The 20,300-nt window shown below is 70.9% G+C and carries 14 protein-coding genes; 9 read left to right on the forward strand and 5 right to left on the reverse strand.

Annotated features, from left to right (window positions below; translation table 11 throughout):
- Nucleotides 1-44: 44 nt before the first annotated feature.
- Together ACFOY2_RS23380 and ACFOY2_RS23385 are read right to left on the reverse strand one after the other, a co-directional pair.
- The gene (locus ACFOY2_RS23380) at nt 45-533 is read right to left on the reverse strand and encodes a PhzA/PhzB family protein (protein WP_379530257.1); all 489 of its coding nucleotides are present in this window, start codon (nt 531-533) and stop codon (nt 45-47) included.
- 94 nt (nt 534-627) lie between these two features.
- The gene (locus ACFOY2_RS23385; protein ID WP_379530207.1) at nt 628-1,437 is read right to left on the reverse strand and encodes a chromosome partitioning protein ParB; all 810 of its coding nucleotides are present in this window, start codon (nt 1,435-1,437) and stop codon (nt 628-630) included.
- Between the two features lie 9 nt (nt 1,438-1,446).
- Here ACFOY2_RS23385 and ACFOY2_RS23390 point away from each other — a divergent pair, with 9 nt between their 5' ends.
- From ACFOY2_RS23390 to ACFOY2_RS23400, 3 genes are all read left to right on the forward strand, one after another.
- A complete protein-coding gene (locus ACFOY2_RS23390; protein ID WP_379530208.1) occupies nt 1,447-1,608 on the forward strand; it encodes a hypothetical protein in 162 nt (53 codons plus the stop codon).
- Nucleotides 1,609-2,298: 690 nt separating this feature from the next.
- On the forward strand, nt 2,299-3,183 hold the full coding sequence (locus tag ACFOY2_RS23395) for a sigma-70 family RNA polymerase sigma factor (protein ID WP_379530209.1): 885 nt from the start codon (nt 2,299-2,301) through the stop codon (nt 3,181-3,183).
- Complete coding sequence (locus tag ACFOY2_RS23400) at nt 3,183-3,572, forward strand: VOC family protein (RefSeq protein ID WP_379530210.1); 390 nt, start codon at nt 3,183-3,185, stop codon at nt 3,570-3,572. Before ACFOY2_RS23395 ends, ACFOY2_RS23400 begins: the two co-directional genes overlap by 1 nt.
- A 58-nt stretch (nt 3,573-3,630) precedes the next feature.
- Here ACFOY2_RS23400 and ACFOY2_RS23405 read toward each other — a convergent pair whose 3' ends face one another.
- Nucleotides 3,631-4,236, reverse strand: a complete 606-nt coding sequence (locus tag ACFOY2_RS23405) for a sigma factor-like helix-turn-helix DNA-binding protein (RefSeq protein ID WP_379530211.1) — start codon at nt 4,234-4,236, stop codon at nt 3,631-3,633.
- Between the two features lie 414 nt (nt 4,237-4,650).
- Here ACFOY2_RS23405 and ACFOY2_RS23410 point away from each other — a divergent pair, with 414 nt between their 5' ends.
- Complete coding sequence (locus tag ACFOY2_RS23410; protein WP_379530212.1) at nt 4,651-5,169, forward strand: hypothetical protein; 519 nt, start codon at nt 4,651-4,653, stop codon at nt 5,167-5,169.
- 57 nt (nt 5,170-5,226) lie between these two features.
- Here the strand turns inward: ACFOY2_RS23410 and qcrB are convergent, their stop codons facing one another.
- The gene (qcrB, locus tag ACFOY2_RS23415) at nt 5,227-6,870 is read right to left on the reverse strand and encodes a cytochrome bc1 complex cytochrome b subunit (protein WP_379530213.1); all 1,644 of its coding nucleotides are present in this window, start codon (nt 6,868-6,870) and stop codon (nt 5,227-5,229) included.
- A complete protein-coding gene (sigJ, locus tag ACFOY2_RS23420; protein ID WP_379530214.1) occupies nt 6,867-7,781 on the reverse strand; it encodes an RNA polymerase sigma factor SigJ in 915 nt (304 codons plus the stop codon). Before sigJ ends, qcrB begins: the two co-directional genes overlap by 4 nt.
- 104 nt (nt 7,782-7,885) lie before the next feature.
- Between sigJ and ACFOY2_RS23425 the strand changes: the two genes are divergently transcribed.
- The 5 genes from ACFOY2_RS23425 (at nt 7,886) to ACFOY2_RS23445 (ending at nt 20,298) form a co-directional block, all read left to right on the forward strand.
- On the forward strand, nt 7,886-8,776 hold the full coding sequence (locus ACFOY2_RS23425; RefSeq protein WP_379530215.1) for an SseB family protein: 891 nt from the start codon (nt 7,886-7,888) through the stop codon (nt 8,774-8,776).
- Nucleotides 8,773-9,168: a hypothetical protein gene (locus ACFOY2_RS23430; RefSeq protein ID WP_379530216.1), complete on the forward strand. Its 396-nt coding sequence runs from the start codon at nt 8,773-8,775 to the stop codon at nt 9,166-9,168. Before ACFOY2_RS23425 ends, ACFOY2_RS23430 begins: the two co-directional genes overlap by 4 nt.
- A 108-nt stretch (nt 9,169-9,276) precedes the next feature.
- Nucleotides 9,277-9,681: a YbaB/EbfC family nucleoid-associated protein gene (locus tag ACFOY2_RS23435; RefSeq protein ID WP_379530217.1), complete on the forward strand. Its 405-nt coding sequence runs from the start codon at nt 9,277-9,279 to the stop codon at nt 9,679-9,681.
- Nucleotides 9,678-10,022: a hypothetical protein gene (locus ACFOY2_RS23440; RefSeq protein WP_379530218.1), complete on the forward strand. Its 345-nt coding sequence runs from the start codon at nt 9,678-9,680 to the stop codon at nt 10,020-10,022. The genes ACFOY2_RS23435 and ACFOY2_RS23440 overlap by 4 nt, the downstream gene beginning before the upstream one ends.
- Nucleotides 10,023-10,032: 10 nt before the next feature.
- Nucleotides 10,033-20,298, forward strand: coding sequence for a WXG100-like domain-containing protein (locus ACFOY2_RS23445; protein WP_379530219.1), 10,266 nt, complete (start codon nt 10,033-10,035; stop codon nt 20,296-20,298).
- Nucleotides 20,299-20,300 lie beyond the last annotated feature (2 nt).

The following is a 20,300-nucleotide window of genomic DNA, read 5'->3' on the forward strand; positions in this document are numbered from 1 at the left end:
TCTATGGTCATCGCCCGGGTGCCGTCCTCGGGCGCCCGCCTGGATCAGGTCGGGATTCCCTCGCGCTTGATCTCCGGGATCGGGATCCCCAGCGCGCGTAGCTGCTCGTTCGGGTTCATGAACTCCCGCTGCAGCTTGATCTGGCCGTCCTCCAGGTGGAAGGAGTGCAGGAAGTGGTTGTGGTAGTGGCCCTCGGGGTATCCGGGGAAGCGGATGAGGCCCGTGCCGTCGCACTCGACCCAGAAGACGTTCGGGTCCTGGGTCTCGAAGATCTCGATGTTGTACCAGACCCAGTCGGGGAAGCACTGCAGCGACCAGACCGCGTGCTCGCCGAGCCGGTCGCGGCCGCGAATGGCGATCGGCCGGCCGGTGTCATTCGTCCAGAGGCCGCCGACGCCGTCCTCGGTGAAGAGCAGGTGCCGCCGCAGGCGTTCTTGTCCCCTGGTGTTCATGTACTTTTCCACCGTCGCTCGGTTCTTCTTTCTGAGCGCGGCGTCCGTGCTGTTTCCGGGGTAGTGCTCGGTGTCTTCCATCACGAACCCTCCGTTGCTTACGGACTGGTGCACGATATTCCACGTCCCGGTGCAGGCAGAAGAAACTCTGCCGTGGATTTGCGTTGATAAACGACTAGCGCAGGGATTGTTCGCGCTGTGGCGGCATCATGTGCGCGAGACCTTTCAGGTCCTCGCAGAATCTGAGCAGGGCGGCGCGAATGAGCGGCGCGCAATGCGTGGGCACCGCCTCGGCGATCTGCGCGCGGTGGGCCGCGGCCACCTCGGTGGTCAGCAGCATGCGCAGCAGCAGCCGTCCGGTCTCCGTGGCGCGCAGCGACGGGTCGCGGGTGAGCTTCCTGATCAGCAACGACGTCTCCGCCACGGCGGCGGCGTCGTGCTGCGGCCGGTGGGCCTCCGCGCGCCGCCGGGCCTGCGGTGCGGGGTCCTCCTCGCCGCGCAGCCGTTCAGGAACGGGGTCCTGGCCTCGGCCGACCCTGTCGCGGACGTCCCTGACGGTGCCGACGGACAGGCCGGTCTTGCGTGACAGCTCACGCAGGGAGATCTCGGAGTTGGCGGCCAGCATGGCGGCCGCGCTGCGGCGGGCGTCGATGCTGCTGACCGGCCTGGACCTGCCGTCGCGCCCGAGCCTGCTGGGCAGGTGCGAGGCCTGGCCGGCCAGCCTGCGCACCTTGCCCACGGTCTTGGCGCTCAGCCCGGTGCGCTCGGCGATCGCCCGGTCCGACCAGTGCGGATGCGAGCCGATGATCCGCTGGGCCGCGGCCTTGCGCTCGTCCAGCGTCAACGGCAGCCCGTGCCGGACGTTGAGCTGGACCGAGAGCACGAAAGCGTCGGCCTCGGTGCCGTCGAAGAACCGCACGCAGACGGCTGTCCGGCCCCGCAGCACGGCCGCGCGTAAGCGGTGCATGCCGTCGATCACTCTCATCGTCGGACGGTGCACGAGCAGCGGTTCGGCACTCGCCTCATTTTCCGCCAGCAGGCGGACGTGCGCCGGGTCCTCACGCCTCTCACGCGGGGAGAGTGCGGGAAAAAGATCCCGAATGGGAACGACTTCCTGCGGCAATTCGTGCAGCAGGTCAACCGCACCGGGCAGTGAAGTCGCGACATTTCGATCAGCTTCGGCGGCGGTGTGAAGCGTCACAGCAGAGCCTTCCTTAACAAAGGAATAAGGACAGGGGTGAATTCTTCACGGGGAGGCGTCGAGCGTCAGCTTAGATTCCGAATCGCATCGAGTTCCAGAGCGAATGGCTCGGATGTCGATGGGGGGCGCGCCGGGCGAAAAACGTTCATGACCCGGGCCGGATGCGGCGGATTCTGCCGAGGAATCATGAAGAACAGCCATTGAAAAGGTCAATGGCAGAAGAAGAGTCGCGGGCCGTGGGGTGAGTGATCCCTCTTGCGGCCTGGACGGTGAGCCGGTCTGGCTGGTTGACGGCGGAGGTCCTGGATCACCGCGCATCGGCGGAGGACGCGCCACCGGCGCCTGGCCTCGGGCCCTTCTGATCAACGCCCGGTGGGCGTGCCAGGTCGCGGGCAGGGCAGGCTCACGCGCGGACACCGTGGTGACCACGCCGGTCAAGTGGTCGCGTGGTGCGGGCGGTGCGACGATAGTATGCATATCGAAGGTCCCCCGGTTGCTCCGTCTTCACGGGCGCAAACACCGTCTCGATAGCGCCGTCGTTGGCCATGTGGCTACCTATGAGTACGGACATGCCCGTCCCCTTGTCAATCCTCTGTCGGTTCGCGCCCTACAGATAGGACGTACGGCCTCGACGAAAGGTGACCGATGGACACTCAGGCCGAGTTGGCCCAACGCTTCGACCGCTCCCGCGGCAGGCTGCGCGACGTCGCGTACCGCATGCTCGGCTCGGCCGACGAGGCGGAAGACGCAGTGCAGGAGGCATGGTTGCGCGCCAGCAGGGCCGGCGCCGAGGGCGTGACCAATCTGAACGCATGGCTCACGAAGATCGTCTCACGAATCTGCCTCGACATGCTGCGTTCACAGCGACGACGTGGCGAGGAATTCGCCGACCTGGCCGAACTCGACAAGCTCGCGCCGCCCGACCCGGCGACCGACCCGGCCGACGAGGCGGTGCTGGCCGACTCCGTGGGGCTCGCCCTGCTCGTCGTCCTCGACACGCTGGCGCCCGCCGAGCGCGTCGCCTTCGTCCTGCACGACCTGTTCGCGGTGCCGTTCGAGGAGATCGCCGAGATCGTCGAACGCTCGACGGCCGCCACCAAGAAGCTCGCCAGCCGCGCCCGTCAGCGCGTCCACGGCACGGCCGTCGTCTCGGCCGCCGACTTCACCCGCCGGCGCGAGGTCGTCGACGCCTTCCTCGCCGCCTCCCGCGCCGGCGACCTGGAGGGGCTGCTGGCGGTGCTCGCCCCCGACGTGGTCCGCAGAAGCGACGTCTCCACCCGCCCGGGGGAAGAGCTGGAGATCCGCGGCGCCCACCGCCTCACGCAGGAGACGCTGGCCAACTCCGGCCGGGCCCACTTCGCGCGGCCGATCCTCGTCGACGGCGCCCTCGCCATCGCCGTCGCGCCACTCGGACGGCTACGGCTGGTGCTGCGCCTCACCATCGACGACGATCGCATCACCGCCATCGAGGTCATCGGCGAGCCGGCCCGCCTGCGCGGTCTCGAACTCGCCCTACCGGAAGGAGCGTGATGATCACCAACCCCAGGCTGTCGGTGCTCTACGTCAGCGACCAGAGCAGGACCCTGGAATTCCTGACCGAGGCGCTCGGCTTCGAGCTGACGGCCGACCTGCCCTACGGCGCGGACCGGCGCTGGGTCGAGGTCCGGCCGCCGGGCGCCGAGACCTGCGTCGCGCTGGCCGCCGTCGAACCCGCCCTGCTGGAGATGCTGCGCGAGCGGGCCGGCCGGATGACCCACGGCTGGTTCGACTGCGACGACCTCGACGGCACGTGTGCCGGCCTGCGCGCCCGCGGCGTCGAGATCGTCGTGGCGCCGCAGGCCACGCCGTGGCGCGAGGGCAGCAGGTGGGCGCAGATCGCCGACGCCGACGGCAACCTGTACGGCCTGACGGAGCGCTGACGACGAAGGCGTGCAACTGGGCGCGTTCCACAGTTGCACGGGGCCCCGAGCGGGCGGCTCACGACTCTTCCGCGGGCGACCCCGGCCGCCGGTGGGCCCGCCGTTTCCTGGGCGGCTGGCCGTACCTCGGGGGCCACACCTCGCAGCGGACCCGGGCCTGGGCCTCGGTGTCGAGCTGCCGTACGTTGCGCTCCGGGCGGCCGATCATCGCGGCGATGTCGGCGTAAGGAAGCCCGAAGGCATGGCGTAGCAGGAACACGATGCGCTTGTCGGCGTCGAGGACGTCGAACACCGCGGAGATGCCCGCCGACACCGATTCGGCCAGGACCAGCTCGGGCTCGTCCCTGAGCGGTTCCGGCAGCCACGGGCCGAGGTGCGACTCGCCGTTGGACTGAGCGGTACGCAGGCGGGCCAGCGCCAGCACGGTGGCCAGGCGGACCAGCCCGGTGGGCGACCTGGACGGGTGGGCGCTCGACTGGGCCAGCCAGTGGGCGCGTGTCTCGCGTACGACCGCCTGGGCCTCGTCGTGGTCGCCGAGCATGCTGTGGGCCATCGAGTACAGCAGGTTCTCGTGCTGACGGAAGGCCTGCGCGGCCGCGTCGTCCTCGTCGTCCTGCCCCCGCCATTCCTCGCCCGTCCGGTCCGAAGGATCCCCTACCCCCATGCGCCCTCCCGCTGGTGTGTCTCCGATCCGATGACCTGCGATGGATGCGTGCCGCCAGGCGGCCGCACTGGAGCAGTGATGTTGCCTCGTACGCTCCCCGCCCGTGACATCGGGGCGCCGGCATCTTGTCGACATGCTCGCGGTGTGCTCTGCCGCCCGGTGGATCGCCGGGATTCGGAGAGGGGAGCCCGGGCGGGTGCTCAACGTGGATGGTTTCCACGTGCTCCTCATCGATCGAAATGTAACACCGCCGGTGCCCGCGGGCACAGACGCCCGAGCACCGCTCCTGTAGGGAAGACGCGCCCCGCCCGGCGAATGTGACATGTGCCGCGTCACATCCTCGATGTCACGTCCGCGGCGCACGGTGCGTCTTCCTTACAGAGACCGGACTTCACACGCATGAGGTGAGTTCTCTTGGCACCCCTGCCGAACGCCTCCTCCACCGATCCGCACGCCTGGCGCATCGACATGAGCGCCAGCGAGGCGCTGGTGTCGACGCGCGCCCTGGCGCTGCACGAGCTGTCCTCGTTCGAGGGTTCGTTCTACCTGGGCGCGGGCGGGTCGCTGGCCGGGTTCAGGCTGCGGCTCCCCCTGACCGTCCCACCCGCCTGGCTGCGTGCGGAGGAGGAGCCCGCGCTGGTGTGGGAGTCGGTGGACCTCGACCACGACGGGTCGTACGTCAGCGGGTCCGCCCGGCTGCGGCTCGGACGGCGGCACACCATGGCGCCCGTGTCCGGTCTCTGCGCGAAGGTCCCCTCCGGGCGGTCCGTGCGCTACCTCAAGATCGTGCTGGAGTCGGTGTTCCCGTCCGTACGCCTGCGCTGGCCGGAGCACGCACGGCGGCGCCTGCGGCCTGCGACGCTCACGCTGTTCAGCGAGATCCGCCCGGTGGCCGTGACGCCGCCCGCCACTGACCAGGAGCCGCCGCACTGAGGCTCCTGGGCGCGGCACCGGCGGGCCGGGGTCCGAAGGCCCGCCGGCGCCACCCCCTCAGGGCGTCAGACGGCGTCCCTCGCCGCCCGCGCCGACAGGCACGTCCTCCTCTGCGGAGACGGGTTCGAGTGGGACCTTCTCTCCCCCGTAGGCCCTGGCCATGCGGCCCCGCAGCCGGCCCAGCGGCCCGCGCACACCCTTCGGCGGAACGCCCGAGCCGTTGTCGCCGTTCGCGAGCATCGGCACGGGCTCCTTGCCTCGGATGTGGGCCTCGATGTCCTCCGCCATCGGCGCGTGCACCTCGACGAACTCGCCGTGCGGCAGCCGCTTGATCACGCCGGTCTCCACCCCGTGCGCCACGAGCCGGGTGTCGCTGCGCTGAAGCCCGAGGCAGACACGGTAGGTGATGATGTAGGCCAGCGACGGTGCCAGGAAGATCAGCACCCGGCCCGCGTACGTGGTGACGTTCAGGCTGATGTGGAAGGTCGTGGAGAGTTCGTCGTTGGCGCCGAACAGCCACAGCACGCCGTAGAACACGATGGCCGACATGCCGATCGAGGTGCGGTGGGGGTTGTTGCGCGGCCGGTCGGCGATGTGGTGCTCGCGGTTGTCGCCGGTGATCCAGCGTTCGGCGAACGGGTAGAGCGCCATGCCCACCACGATGATCCCCAGCGGCACCAGGGCCGGGATGATCACGCTCAGCGGCAGGGTACCCGCGTGACCGGTGCCGAAGAGGTTGATCTCCCACGACGGCATGATGCGCAGCGCGCCTTCGAGGAAGGCCAGGTAGAAGTCGGGCTGGGAGCCGGCGGAGATGTCCGCGGGCGTGTAGGGCCCGTACAGCCAGATCGGGTTGATCTGCGTGAACGTGGCCAGCCCCGCGACGACGCCCAGCGTGAACAGGAAGAACGCGCCCGCCTTGGCCATGAAGGCCGGGTAGAACGGCCCGCCCACAACGTTCTTATTAGTACGCCCCTTTCCGGGCATCTGCGTGTGCTTCTGCACCCACATGAGCACCAGGTGCGCCAACACCAGCGCCAGGATGATGCCGGGCAGGAGCAGGATGTGGATCGAGTAGAAGCGGGAGATCACCTCATCGCCCGGATACTCCCCGCCGAACAGGAAGAACCTGATGTACGAGCCCACCAGCGGCAGCGAGATCACCACACCCTCGGTGACCCGCAGGCCGGCGCCGGACAGCAGGTCGTCGGGCAGCGAATAGCCGGTCAGGCCCTCGAACAGCGCCAGCGTGAGCAGCAGGACGCCGATGAGCCAGTTGAGCTCGCGTGGCTTGCGGTAGGCGCCGGTGAAGAACACCCGCAGCGAGTGGGCCATCATCCCGGCGATGAACAGCAGGGCCGCCCAGTGGTGCATCTGCCGGACCAACAGGCCGCCGCGCACGTCGAAGCTGATCTCCAGCGACGACGCGTAGGCCTCCGACATCATGACGCCGTTCAACGGCGCGTACGAGCCGTCGTACGCAATCTCCCCCATGCTCGGCTTGAACCATAACGTTAGGAACGTTCCCGTCAGCAAAAGGATGATGAACGAGTAGAGCGCGATCTCGCCCAGCAGGAACGACCAATGGTCGGGAAAGATCTTGCGCATGTTGCGCTTGAGAAAGTTCGCCCCGCCCAGACGCTGATCCAGGAAGCTCGACGGCCGGGCGACGGCCTTCGGGACCTCGGTCAGCTGACTCACGCACGTCCCCCTTCTTCGACGCTCCCGAGCTTGTCCTCGTTCGCGATGATCCAGACCTTCGACACCCGATCGCTGACACGATCGACGTCGACCACGAGCACGGCGAGCAGCTTGCCCTCGGCGACGATCAGCGCCGCCGGCCCGCCGTTGACCTCGGCGATCGTCCCGCCGCCCAGCCCGGCGGCCTGCGGCCCCAGCACCCGGCGCAGTCCGTGCACCAGCAGGCGGCTGACCTTGGCCGCGCCCTGGACGGGGGTCTTGGCCGCGCCGCGGCGGCCGTTCCCGTCGACCCACACCGTCACGTCGGGGGCGAGCAGGTTGAGCAGCCCGTCGAGGTCGGCGCCCAGGCAGGCCGCCAGAAACCGCTCCGTCACCTGCCTGCAGACCCTTCGGTCCTGGTGGAAACGGAGGCGGCGGTCGCGTACGTGCGATCGGGCACGGCGGGCGAGCTGTCGCACCGCCGTCTCGGAACGGCCGAGAATGCCGGCGATCTCGGCGAAGGAGAACTGGAACGCCTCCCGCAGCACGAACACCACCCGTTCCAGCGGCGAAAGCGTCTCCAGCACCACCATCATCGCCATCGACACCGAGTCGGCCAGCTCGGCGCCCTCCTCCAGTTCGAGCCCGGTCGGCAACGGCTCGGGGAGCCAAGGACCCACGTACGCCTCCCTCCTCGCTTTGGCCCGGCGCAGCCGGTCGAGCGAGAGCCTGGTCACCACCTGGACGAGAAAGGACTGCGGGTCGACGACCCAGTCGTGGTCGACGCGGCTCCACCTCAGCCATGACTCCTGAACGACGTCCTCGGCGTCGGCCACACTGCCGAGCACCCGGTACGCCACTCCGAACATCAGCTCGCGGTGCTTTTCGAAATCCGCGACCTCCATGGCCTCCGCTTCGGTCGCTGCCGGCATATCCGCCCTCCTTGTCGTCTCCCCTCCCTAATAGAGACGTCCTCCACGACCGAGACGTGACATCCCGCACGGTGAGGGCCGGGGAGAGGGGGCAGACTGAGCGGATGACATTGAGTGATCAACATCCGGCCACGCCGTTCGAGGAGCGGTTGTGCGCGGCCCGTGCGGATGGCCAGGAGTCCTGGGGACTGAGCCTGTTGCGCCACGCCGACCTGTCGCTGCCGATCACCGCCGCGGCGGCCGCGGGGACGGAGGCGCCCGCGTGGGCGACGGCCGGCGACTCCGAGCGGACCTGGCTGCTCGCCTTCACCTCCGTCGAGGCGATGCGGCTGTCCACGGGCGGTGTCGCCACGCACTGCCGCATCGCTTCCCTGGTGGAGCTGGCCGCCGGATGGCCGGACCCGCGTTGGGGGCTGGCGATCAATCCGGGGCTGGCGACGGCGTTCATGCTGGAGTCGGGGACGGTGGCCAGGCTGGCGGTGCCCACCCTGACGGTGGACCTCGTGCTCGACCCCGAGTCGGGGGTGCCGGCGGTGCAGAAGCTGCTCTCCCCCACCGCCGTGAGCGACCTGCTGACCGGTGGCGAGCCGAGGGTGTCCGGCTACTGCCACCACGCCCTGGACGTTTCGCACATCGCCACGCCCGCCGTCCTGGCGGCGGCGCTCGGTCAGCCGGACATGATCGCTGAGAGCGGCTCGCTGAACATCCTGCGCTGGCGTCCCGTCGGCCTCGACCTCTACCGCACCCCCTACGGCGGGGTCGACGAGGAGAGCCGGGCGGCGGTGGCGGGGTGGGTGATCGAGGAGCCGCCGTTCGTCGGGCTGGGCCTGGTGCCGAACGTCGACCACGTCATCCGCGAGTACAAGGTGTACGGCGTGAGCCTGCCGCACGGTGCGGAGATCTGGGAGCTCACCATCGAGGGCGCCGAGCACCGGCGCGCGATCTACCACGGCGACCTGCGGCGCTGGCTGCTGGTCGAAAGGCGGTCCGCATGAGCCTGCATTTCTACCGGGCGCGCTGGCAGGGCGCGGACTATGTGGCCAGCCCCGAGCCGCACTCCCTTGAGCTGTGGGTACGGCTGCGCCGCCCCGAGCCGGCGGACGGTTTCGAGGAGGTCGAGCCGGGCTGCCACGTCCGTACGGTTCCCGCGGAGGAGTGCGCGGCCCTGGACTTCGTGACGACGGTGTGCGACTGGCGGGGCGAACGGTTCCAGGTGCACGACGAGCGCGACGGGCACCTGCTGCTCGAATATCTGGGCGCCTCGGCGCTCACCGCGACCGAGCTCGGGCTGGAGCGGGTCGAGCGGGGTGTGTACCGCATCTGGGTACCGCGGACAGAGGCAAACGATCTACGTGAACACTCCGTATCTGCACATGTCGGGAAATAACAACTTTGAACCACCCTCTTGTCTACTGCCGTTCATGTGACAGAAACTAGCTAGTAACACGGAAGTGGCGTAAGAGGCAGGCGCGACAGCTTCTGGGAGTGGTATGTCATGGAATCGCCCGACCGGCCCGACGCGGCGGCGATGAGGGCATACACCGACGAGCTGCGCGACATGTTCCGCGAGATCCAGGACCGAGGCCCCGAACTCTACGCGCAGGCCAGAACGGTCCAGATCACCGAGACCTCGCGTGACGGCCTGGTGTCGGTGACGGTCAGCGCGCGCGGCGAACTCGTCAGGCTCGACCTCGACCCGCGCATCTACCGGCGGCCCGACGCACGGCACCTCGCGGACGTCATCACCGACACAGCCCAGCGGGCGACGGCCAAGGCTCAGCAACGCGTCCTGGAGATCTTCGAGCCGGTGGTCCCCCGTGCGGAACTCCAGGCACACCTCGACGGCGACATCGACGCCGTGCTGGAACAGCTCGCCAACCGGATGGAGGGCAACGGATGAGACTCTGGGACGGTACGGAGATCATCAAGCCCATCGTGGACCGGGGCATCTCCCAATGGTCCGTGATGGCGGATGACCTCGATCGAGACTCGGCGACGCTGATCGCCCGGGTCGAGGAGGCGCTGGCGACCGCGCCATGGGGCACCGGCGCCGAGGGGAGCGCCTTCTACAACGCCCACTTCCGCGACGACGGCCCGAACCAGATGCTCACCCAGTGCGCCCAGCTCGCCAAGGAGATCATCGACGCGGGCGACCGAGTACGCCAGTCCGTCGACAACACCCTGCAGACGGACGCCGACATGACCGCCCAGTTCAGAGCCATGTGGCCGGGACAGGGGTGAGGCCCGAAGCGTGACGATCACCGGCGGTTCCGGCGTCCACGGGGTCACCGACCAGCCTGCCGGCGGCCAGGCGAGCGCGCAGCCCGCGGTCGTCATCGACTTCGACGAGCTCCCGGCCTGGGCGACCGAGGCCATGCCCGACTGGGTCGAGCGGTGGCTGATCCCGATGTTGTCGGCCGGGCAGAAATGGCCCGAGGCCAGCGAGAGCGGCCTGTCGGGCCTGGCGGTCGCGTACCAGGCGCTGGCCGCGGGCGCGAGCGACTCCACGCCGCGCGCGGGCGCGGCCGCGCGCGTCCTCGTGACCGGCTGGAACTCGCCCCCCGCGGGCGAGTTCGTCAACAGGGCCAGGCTGCTGTACGGCCAGGAGGGCGGGATCACCGGCGTGTCCGGCAACGCCCAGGCCTACTCGCAGCAGGCCAACGACTTCGCCGTCGAGACCCAGTACTCCAAGATCGCCATCAACGTGGCCTTCTGGATCACGGTCATCGCCATCTCCATCGCGCTGCTCGTCTCCTTCTTCACCGCCGGGTCCTCGACCGCGATCATCGGCCCGTACGCGGCGGCCGCCCGCGCGGCCATCACCCGCATCCTCGTCAGGCTCATGACGTTGGGGGGCAGACAGCTCGGGGCGACCCAGCTGGCCAGGGTGACCGCCCTCAGCGGGGCCACCGGGCGCGGCGCCATCGCACGGCTGCTGGGCTCGTCGATCGGGCGGGAGCTCATCGAGGAGATCGGCGAAGAGTTCTTCATCGACGCCTACGCCCAGTACCAGCAGATCAAGATGGGCACCCGGCAGGAGTGGGACTGGCAGAAGTCCGGGGCCGCGATCATCGGCGCGGGCACGGGCGCGGTCATCGGCACCCAGCTCGCCGGGCCCGTGTCGCGGATCACCAGCCGGGTGCCCGGATTCGCGGGCCGGGCCCTGACCACCGGCACGACCAACATGATCGCCTCCCCTGCCGGCAGCTTCATCGCCAACGGCGTGGTCTACGGCCAGTGGCAGAACCCGTTCACGGTCGACTCCATGCTGGGCGGGTTCATGGGCGGTGCCGGGCGCACCGGGTCGATCAGCCCGTTCAGTCCCGACGTCTACAGCGCGCTGCGCCATCCGGTCTCCTCGCTCGCCGGCGCGTACGACGCCGCCGCGCGTACCGACGCAGGACGGGCGGGAGGCGACCCGCCCCCGAACACGACGGGCCAGAACCCGTCCGGCGGCGGCCCGAACGGCGACGGCGGGCAGTCGGCGGCATCCACGCGGGTACCGGAGCCCGCGCGAACCGGCGGCGGAACGTCCTCCTCGGGAGCCTCCGGGACGAACCGCACCGGGGGCGGCGTACCGGACATCGACTCGTCGCAGCGACGCGGCACCGGCTCACCGAACCGCGACGACCAGAACCGGCAGCCCGACGACGCGTCCCCAAGACCCGAGCAGGATGCCACACCGGCTCCTTCTGGCGACGATCCGGGTACGACCAGGCGCCCCGACCGGCCCACCACCCAGCCCGACGACAACCGCGCGGACGACACCCCCGCCACACAACCGAACGCCACCCGCACGGACGACACCCCCGCCGCACAACCGAACGCCACCCGCACGGACGACACGACCACGCAACCAAACGACCCCACCGCACAACCAGACGGCACCCGCACGGACGACACCGCCACACAGCCGAACGACCCCACCACACAACCGGACCGCACCCGCGCCGACGACACCGCCACGCAGCCCGACGGCAGCGCCACACGGCCCGACGACAGCACTACGCCGCCGGATCAGGGGCAGCAGGGCGACCAGAACGGGACGCAGGACCGCGCCGACGCCCCCGACCGCCCAAGTGCCACCGCCGACCAGGCGACGGCCCCCGACGACGCCACCAGGACCTCGATCGCCACCTCGCCGACCATGTCCACCGCCCCGGCAGCGGACCCGGCGACCGCCGTCACCCGTGCCCGCGACGCGCTGATCGCCGCGCTGTCCACGGACTTCCCTGATTCGGTGATCGGCTCGAAAGGCGACGTCCTCATCGTCTCCGGCCGCTCCGTGCACACGATCACGGCGGCCAGGATGGCCCGCATCCGCGCGGCGCTGATCACCCGCGCCATGCAGGTCCAGAATGTCGCGAACCTGCGGGCGGAGGCGACCGCCATGCTGCTGGTCTCCCAGACGGGCACGGCGCCCGACCGGCCCCCCGCGCACACGAGCAGGCCCGGCACGGTCACCTCCAACCCGGTCCCCGGGACCCGGTACGTGACCGACGGCCGCCAGGGCTCCGATGTGGCGCTCGACGCGTTGCAGAACGCGGTGGCCGGGCTGAGCCCCGACCACTTCATCTACGGGGAGGTCACCGACCTCACCTGGTCGAAGGCGGACGGCACGCTGATCGTGCGCACGAAGACGAACGGCACCCACCACTTCCGCCCGGTCGTCGGCGGCCTGTCCTCGAACCTGATGGGCAAGACCGATCTCAGGACGGGCGCGGACCCGGACAACGCCCACCTGGTGCACTTCAACCCGCGCGTCGCCGACGACCAGCTCACCAGGGTGTGGCTGCACGAGATCAGCCATGCCCTGCAGGAGCTGGCGGCCACCGCCGGGGACGCGCCGCAGGGGTTCCTGCGGCGCAGGCGGAACAGCAGGCGGGCCACGCAGGACGCGTGTGTGGCCGCCCAGGTGAACGAGATGGCGTACCTGGCGGACAACTGGCGCCGGGCCCAGACGATGCAGGAAAAGCGCCTGCTCGCCATCGACATCGACGGCCTGTCCCGTCAGTTGCGCAAACGCGGCCAGACCCCGCCGCTGCCGCCCTGGGTGCCCACCCAGGCCGTACGCCCCGCCCACGCCCCTCCCGTCCCTACAGGCCCGCCGACCGCCGAGCAGGTGGAGACGATCATCGAGGCCCTCCGGCGGGCGGAGCAGGCCATCGACGCGCAGGTCGCCTCGAAGCGGGCCGGCGCGCAGGCGGCGGCCGACGAGGCCCGCACGGCGGAGGAGGCGGCCGACAAGGCGCAGGGCCAGCACGACCAGGGCAGTTCGGAGCGGGCCCGCAAGGCCCGGGAGGACGTCCGCAAGCATGCCGACACGCAGGCGCGGCACACCAGGATCGCCGACGCCTACGAGGCCGTGAAGCCGCAGGCGACGCAGGCGCGGGAGGCGTACGAGCGGCTGCTCGCGGCGATGCGGCAGGCCGGCCGGCCTGCCCAGTACGGCGAGGTCAGCATGGCCTCCATCGCCGCGTCGCTGGTGGACCGCGCCAGGCAGCGCCACGAGGCGTACCTGAAGGCGCTGAAAGAGGTGCTGCCGCAGGACATCATCCTGTCCACGACCATGCCGACGGGCCGGCTCGCCCACCTGAACAGGCTCACCGACACCGTCAACGGCATCCTGGAAAACAACGAGGTCCCGTACAGGTTCACCGCCGAGGAGCTGGAGCGGGCCCTGCGGGGCGACTTCCACAAGGTCGTGGCCCCTGACGGCGTCGTGCTGCGGGTCGGCGAGGGGAGCTCGGCGGCGGAGCTGCGGATCAGGCTCTCCCTCTCCGACCTGGTCGAGGTGCTCGACCCGGCCGTCAAGGCGTCGGAGATGATGATCGGCACGTTCTTCACGACGGGCCGTTCGGCCACCGCCACCGAGTCCGGCAGCTTCGGCAGGTCGCGCGGGTTCAACACCGGCGTGCTGGCCCAGTTCCTGGCCGAGGGTGGGATGAGCAGGGCGGCCATGGAGCTGCTGGGGGTGGGCATCGGCATCGCCAGCGGACGCAACTCCTCGGCCACCGGCGGGGGCGGCATGTACGCGCAGGGCGGCTCGGTCACCGACAACCGCAGCGAGTCGCTGCTGTTCGACGCCGCCGCGACGTGGACCGTCGACATCCGCACACGGCGGGCCGAGGGCTGGCAGCAGGAGACCACGGTGAACTCGGGCACGCCCGGCGACGTCTCGGGGCAGCGGGTGTGGATCTCGCACGCCTTCACCGACGCCGCGCCGAACGATCTGGTCCGGATCGCCGCCGACAAGCGCAACCCCGAGATGCCCAACCACGTCCTCACCGGCATGACCGGCCTTGAGGAGGCGCTCGACACGCTCGCGCGGGAGCTCGGCGCGGAGTACACGCAGATCGGCTCGGTGCCGCGGGACCAGCTACGCAAGTTCGTCACCGACGAGCACCCCCACCGGATGCGCGCCGCGGTCAACGAGGGCATCACACGCGTCATCCTCAAGGACGGCCGGCCGCACGCGCGGGTCAGCGCCAAGACCAGGGTCGTGCTCGAGGAGAGCACGCCGCAGGGCGCGCCGACGGCCGACGTGTGGGGAGAGGAGGTGCTGGTCGACGTCGCCGCGATGCCGGGCGGTGCCTCGACGTCGGGATCGGCGGAGCTGAACGTCTCGGCCGGGGTCAACGCTCCCATGCTGGCGGGGGTGAACGGGCCGGGCGACTACGCGCCCAATATCGGCCCTCGGGTCAAGGGCTCCAGGTCGGCGTCGCGGTCGTATGCGGCCACCGCCAACAAGCAGGCCATCCACCCGAGCGTGCACAGGCAGACGGGCCACCAGCAGAGCTACCGGCTCGTCCTGGAGACCACGTACACCGTGGAGATCATCGGCAAGTCTCCCGTCACGCTGGCGCCCATCCGCAGCGAAGCGATGGCCGACATGCGGGAGTCGGACGCCTACCGCTTCGGCCTGGACGTCGACCGCGCCGCGCTGATCGAGAAGAACGGTCAGCCGCTGCTCGACGCCGACGGGAATCAGGTGCTGCGCGGCGACCCCGACCCCGGCCCGCCGCCGGGGCGCAAGGCCGAGCTGCCCGTGTGGCTCGGCGACGGCCCCGGCCAGATGCGCGGCGCGGGACCCGCTCTGGTCGATGAGATCGCGGGGCTCGACGACGTCCGGCGGCAGGTGCTGGACGGGCTGGCGGAGCGCGGCATCATCCCGACGACCGTCAACGGCGTCCCGCAGTACTCCTCCGACCCGCTGACCAGGGCCAGCCAGATCCTCAACCTGCAGGAGGTCACCGAGCAGCTCTCGGAGCACCGCATCAGGTCCGCCTACGACACGCTGGCGCAGGAGGGCATCCCCCTCGACCTCACGGTGCAGGGCCGCAACCGTGCCCCCGAGCACTACACCCTGCGCATATCGCTGGAGCAGGACTTCACGAACCCCCGCTACATCGGGCACAGCACCAGCAAGACGGTGGTCAACCTCGACATCGGCTCCGACACCTCGGCCCGGGGCATCGGCAGGTCGAGGACGTACGGCGGCAACGCGTCGGTGAGCGAGAGCGACGGCCCCGACGAAGGCAACGACGGCCTGTCGCACGAGGCCGGCGTCAACGGCGGCGGCAACCGTACCCGTACGGCAGGCTCCAGCGTCGGCGGCACCGTCAACGTGGTGACGCTGCAGGAGAGCACCGGCCCGGTCGCGATCTTCTCGGTCTCCCACGTCCTGCGGGTCGATCTCCTCCACAACGGCGAGACCACGCGACTGACGTCCGACAAGGGGTCGGCGAAGCAGTCGGCGAAGCTGCTGTTCGCCGCCGACTTCCTGCCGCCGGACAGCTCGTCGGCGCTCCTGAGCCAGCCGGAACCCTTGGGCAAGATGTCCAAGAAGCTCCTGTCCAGGGCCCGGCTCCTGCACATGGACATGAACGGCCTCCTCCCCAAAGCAGAAAAGATCCTGCCGAGAGGGATGAAGCAAGGCTCCACGGCGTACGCGGCGCTCGCGGCGTTCCTGAGCGTGCGCAACCTCGTCGCCCACCCCAAGCTGCTGCGGAAGCTGTTCACCAGCAAGCTCGCGATCAGCGCCGAGGGCATGCGGCCCGGCCGGTCGGAGCTGTCTGTTCGGGGCGAGGTGGGCGAGGCCGAGGTGCTCGGGATCGTCGACCAGGTCAACGGCAACATCCTGTTCGGGCTCGGCAGCGCCGGCGTGTCCTGGGGCGGCTCGAGTGGCGTGTCCGTCGGCGCCTCCATGAACGTCACCGACCTCGACGACGGCGGAACGAGCACCGACGGTGGCTCGCTCTCTCTGCCGTCCCGGTCGGGCAGCAGCTCGGAGTCCACCTCGATCCTCGACATCTGGGGCACCGAGGAGTTGACGATCGAGCACGGCCGCCAGTACATCCTGCGCGCCCCCGTGGACCTCCTGCTCACCGGCGCGGAAGGCAGCAAGTGGGGGACGCCGCCGGTCGGGGCGCGCATCTCCACCGGTGAGGGCAGGCCCGACTCGGCGCAGGGTACCGCGCTGTTCGCGCTGCCCGAGTACGACGCGCTGCTGATGTACTCCCAGGGCGAGATCAAACTGCCCGGCCCCCTGGTGGCGGACGCGATCGAACGCTTCGTCAACGGCAGCCTGACCCTCGACGCCAGCCTGGCGGTCCCCCTGGTCCAGCAGTACCTCAAGGACGTGGCCCAGGCGGGCAAGAACGCCGGGTACGCCGCCCGGCACACCCCGGAGGTCCTGCTCGAAAAGCTCAAGGAGGTGACCGGGCTCGGCGGCAGGCCCGCCACCGGCCCGCACGAACCCGCGGGCCTGCACCTCGCCAGGACGCTGACCAAGGCGAGCGAACTGCTCGACAGGGCCAGGCAGGTCGTTCTGGCGCCGTCGTACGACCGGGGCGGGAGCATCAGCTCGATAGAGTCGCTCACCCTGACCGACAACCAGGGAAACGACGTCGACGTGATCGACGCCGTGACGAACGCCGTGCGCGCCGCGGCGCCCGACGCCCTGACCGCCAGCCCGACCCTGGCGGACGAGCTGGACGTCGACTTCTCCGACGACGCCGCGAAGATCCACGTCGTCGACATGTGGTCGGCGCGCGGCTACGAGAAGTCGTACCACGTGCAGGCCGGTCCGCAGGGGTCGCAGGCCGAGGAGGTGATCGTCAGGGCGCGGCTGGAGTACGACGACCCCGCGGACTCGCGCATGGGCACGTTCCTGACGCACACCTCGCAGGCCGGAGTCATCGTCCAGCACTACCGCTACAACGATCGTTCCCACTCCGAGTCCTACAACGGCTCCTACTCGGCGGGCCTGGACTACAGCGGCGCCGGCCAGGAGTACGGCGGCGGAGGAGGCGTGTCCACCGACCGGGGGCGGGGGTTCTCCGGCTCGGTCAACCGGCAGGGGACGCGGCTGCAGCGGCTGGCGGTGTTCAACGGCCTCAACCGGGTCCAGCAGACCCCGAGGCTGGTCATCGAGGTCGAGCGCAGGCCGGTGCGCGGGGGGAGGGTCCCGGGCCTGGTCCACGCGATACGGCACAGATCCCGGTCCGTCACGCGGGTCGAATACCGTGCCGAGCTCATCCGGCGCATCCCGACCGGCATGATCCGGCCCGTCGGCGAGGATCCCGGGCCCGTCCAGACCGTGCCCGACCACCGGCAGGTCGAGCTGCACCCCGGCCACTTCCCCGAGTCGCTGTGGGAGCACGCGGACAGGCCCAGCCTCTACGAGATCGTCACCGCTCAGCTCACGAAGATGCTGGGCGCGCACGCGGTCCAGGAGCGCCGGGCCGAGCTGGTCAAACGACTGTCCGCGTCGGCCCTGCTGACCGCCTTCGAGCGGATGGCGACGCCGACCGGCGAAGTCGTCGTGCGGGCGGCCAGGCAGAAGTTCAAGGACCAGGGCACCGAGGTCGGCATCAAGGCCCGGCTGTCGGACCTGACGATCGTGGCCGGGCCGTTCGAGGCGGAGAAGGGCGAGGTCGACAGGAAGTCCGACGCGCAGAACACGACCGTCTCACGAAGCCGCACGCTGCCCGTCGGCGCGGGCGGCAGTTACAAGAGCACCGAACTCGGCATTGACGCCGGCGTGCGCATCGGCGAGCAGACGGGCGGGAGCGTGACCGACCACCACGGAGCGCGCCGCGAACTCACCAAGCTCGAGAAGGGCAAGGCCTACACCGTCCGGCTCCGGGTGGACTACGACCTCACCTTCCAGCATGTGGCGCGGCTGCGCGACGGCAACGAGCACCCCGTCGGCGACCCCGTCCGCATGCTGAACGCGACCAGCGGCGAGGTGGACGTGACGCTCTTCGCCGAGGAGATCGAGGAGCTGAAGTCGCGGATGGAGGCGAACGTGCGGCTCGCTCCCCCGAGCGACCCCGCCTGGCCGACGGTCGCCTTCGCCCCCGCCCGTGGGCGCCAGGGCTTGATCCAGATCCTGCGGGACGCGCTCCTGGCCGCGCGCGAAAAGGGCGTGGTGGCCCGGGTGGCGGTGCGCGAGGCGGACGGCGTCCACCGTTTCCTGGCCGCCCCTGACGGGTCCCTGCGCAGCGAGGAAATCGACGGCGGGTTCGCCGAGGCGTTCGCCACCCTGCCCCCCGGCCTGCTCGACGCGGCCGAGCAGGCCGGCCTCGACCTGCGCGACGTCTTCATGAACTCCGGCGTGCCCGGCACGTTCACCGACCAGGTCACGGCCGAGCTTGGCCCCAACACGGTGGACCCCGGCAAGCCGGCCTGGCCCGCCGAGCAGCAGCAGGCGATCCCGACAGTGGGCGGCAGCGTCGCTCAGGGCACCACGACCTCCGCGCCCTCCCCCGCGATCGAGGGGACGCCTTTCAGCAGGTCGGGGCGGCCCGCCGAGGTTTCCGACCTGACCTTGGACGAGCTGCGCGCCCAGGACGTCTCCGCCGCCGACCTGGGCGGCGCCGCCGCGCACATGGCCTGGGGCAAGGGGAACGCGCTGACGCTCCAGGTTCCCGGCGCGCCCGACCAGCACCTCCGGGTGCTCATCGAGGACCCCGGCGACGGGCTCAACGCCGCCACCGAGATCCGGGCGGGCACGCCCGACGACCCGCACCTGCTGCGGATCTGGGGGCGTACGCATCCGGACGTCGTCTCCTCGGTCATGGTGCACGAGCTCTCGCACGCCACGCAGGCCGCGGTCGCGACGGCGGCCGGCGCGCCGCAGGGCGTGATCAGGCCGTCCGTCTCCGAGGGCACCGACCACTGCCTGATGCCCCGTCTGAACGAGCACGCCCACCTGTCACGCAAGTGGCGCGCGGCCGGCGACCAGGCCACCAGGGCACGCCTGGCGGACGCGATCGACGCCATCGCCTCCGACATCGAGCGGCGCGGCCACACCCCGCCGCCGCCCCCATGGGGCACCGGCCCGCGCGCGCCGGCCCCCGAACAGCCGCAGAGCCGGCTCGCGCGGTTGCTCAGCGGCAGCCCCTCCGCGGGGCTGGACACGTCGGCGGCCGGGCTCGACAGGCTGGCGGACGTCGCCGGTGTCGCCGAGGTGACCCCGGTGCCGGGGGCCGCGCGGGAGTTCACGGTGAGCAGGGGCGGCGTGGCGTTCACGCTGGCGCTGTCCGAGGGCCCCGACGGGGCGGGGGTGACGGTCGGCTCGCGTGAGCGGGGCCGCCTCGCGCTCAACGTCCCCGTGAGCGGCGGGACCGAGGCGATGATCGCGGTGGCCGAGCAGATCGCCGCACACGCGGCGACCCTGGCGGACCGGCTGTCCGGGCCTGAGACATCCGACGCGGCGACACTCGCGCGGCTGCGCGGCCTGATCGCCACACGAACCGACGGGGACGCGTTGCGGGTCGTGGCCGAGCGGGCCGGGCTGGCGCCCGGTCAGGCCGGGTCGGCGGCGAAGTTGCTGGCGTTGGCCAGGGCGGGGGAGCTCTCCCCCGCCGAGGTCACCGCGATCCGCGGCTGGGCGACGCTGCCGGAGGCCGCCGCCGCCACGGCGTTCGAACGCGGCGCGGCGCTCATGGGCGCCAGGGTCCACGCGTACGGGGCGGGCCTCATGGACATCGTGCTTCCCGGCCGCGCTCCCATCCCCGTCGAGGTGCGGGCGGACCAGGCCGGGCCCGCCTCGCCGGGCATGCTGACCTTCGAGGTGGACGGCCGCCGCACAATCGGCGCGAACGAGCGGGCCGCCGCCGCCACGGCCGCGCGGGCGGTCGCCGAGGCGCTGGGCACGCCGAGCGCCCCCCACGAGAGGCTGGCCGAGCTGAACGAGGCGATGCGCCAGGTGCGTTCGGCCACCGCGACGCAGCGGCCCGCGCGGCTCGGCGTGCTGTTCGACCTGCTCACCACCGCCGGCCCCGAGGTGTGGCCGCTCATCCCGCAGCCGGTGGCCGCCGAGCTCACCACGCTCGCGAACGGCCACCGCCCCCGCGACTGGCCCGCGATCTTCAAGCGCCTGCGCGACCAGGCGAACACGACCGGCTGGTTCCCGCCGGAGGAGTGCCGGTGCCCGGCCGACGAGCCGTGCCGGTGTGGCCGAGGCGAGGAACGGCAACCGGGTGCGGGGTTGCGCGTTCCGGCATGATG

Origin of the sequence: Nonomuraea purpurea (genome assembly GCF_042650645.1) — a bacterium.
GTDB classification, from domain to species: domain Bacteria; phylum Actinomycetota; class Actinomycetes; order Streptosporangiales; family Streptosporangiaceae; genus Nonomuraea; species Nonomuraea purpurea.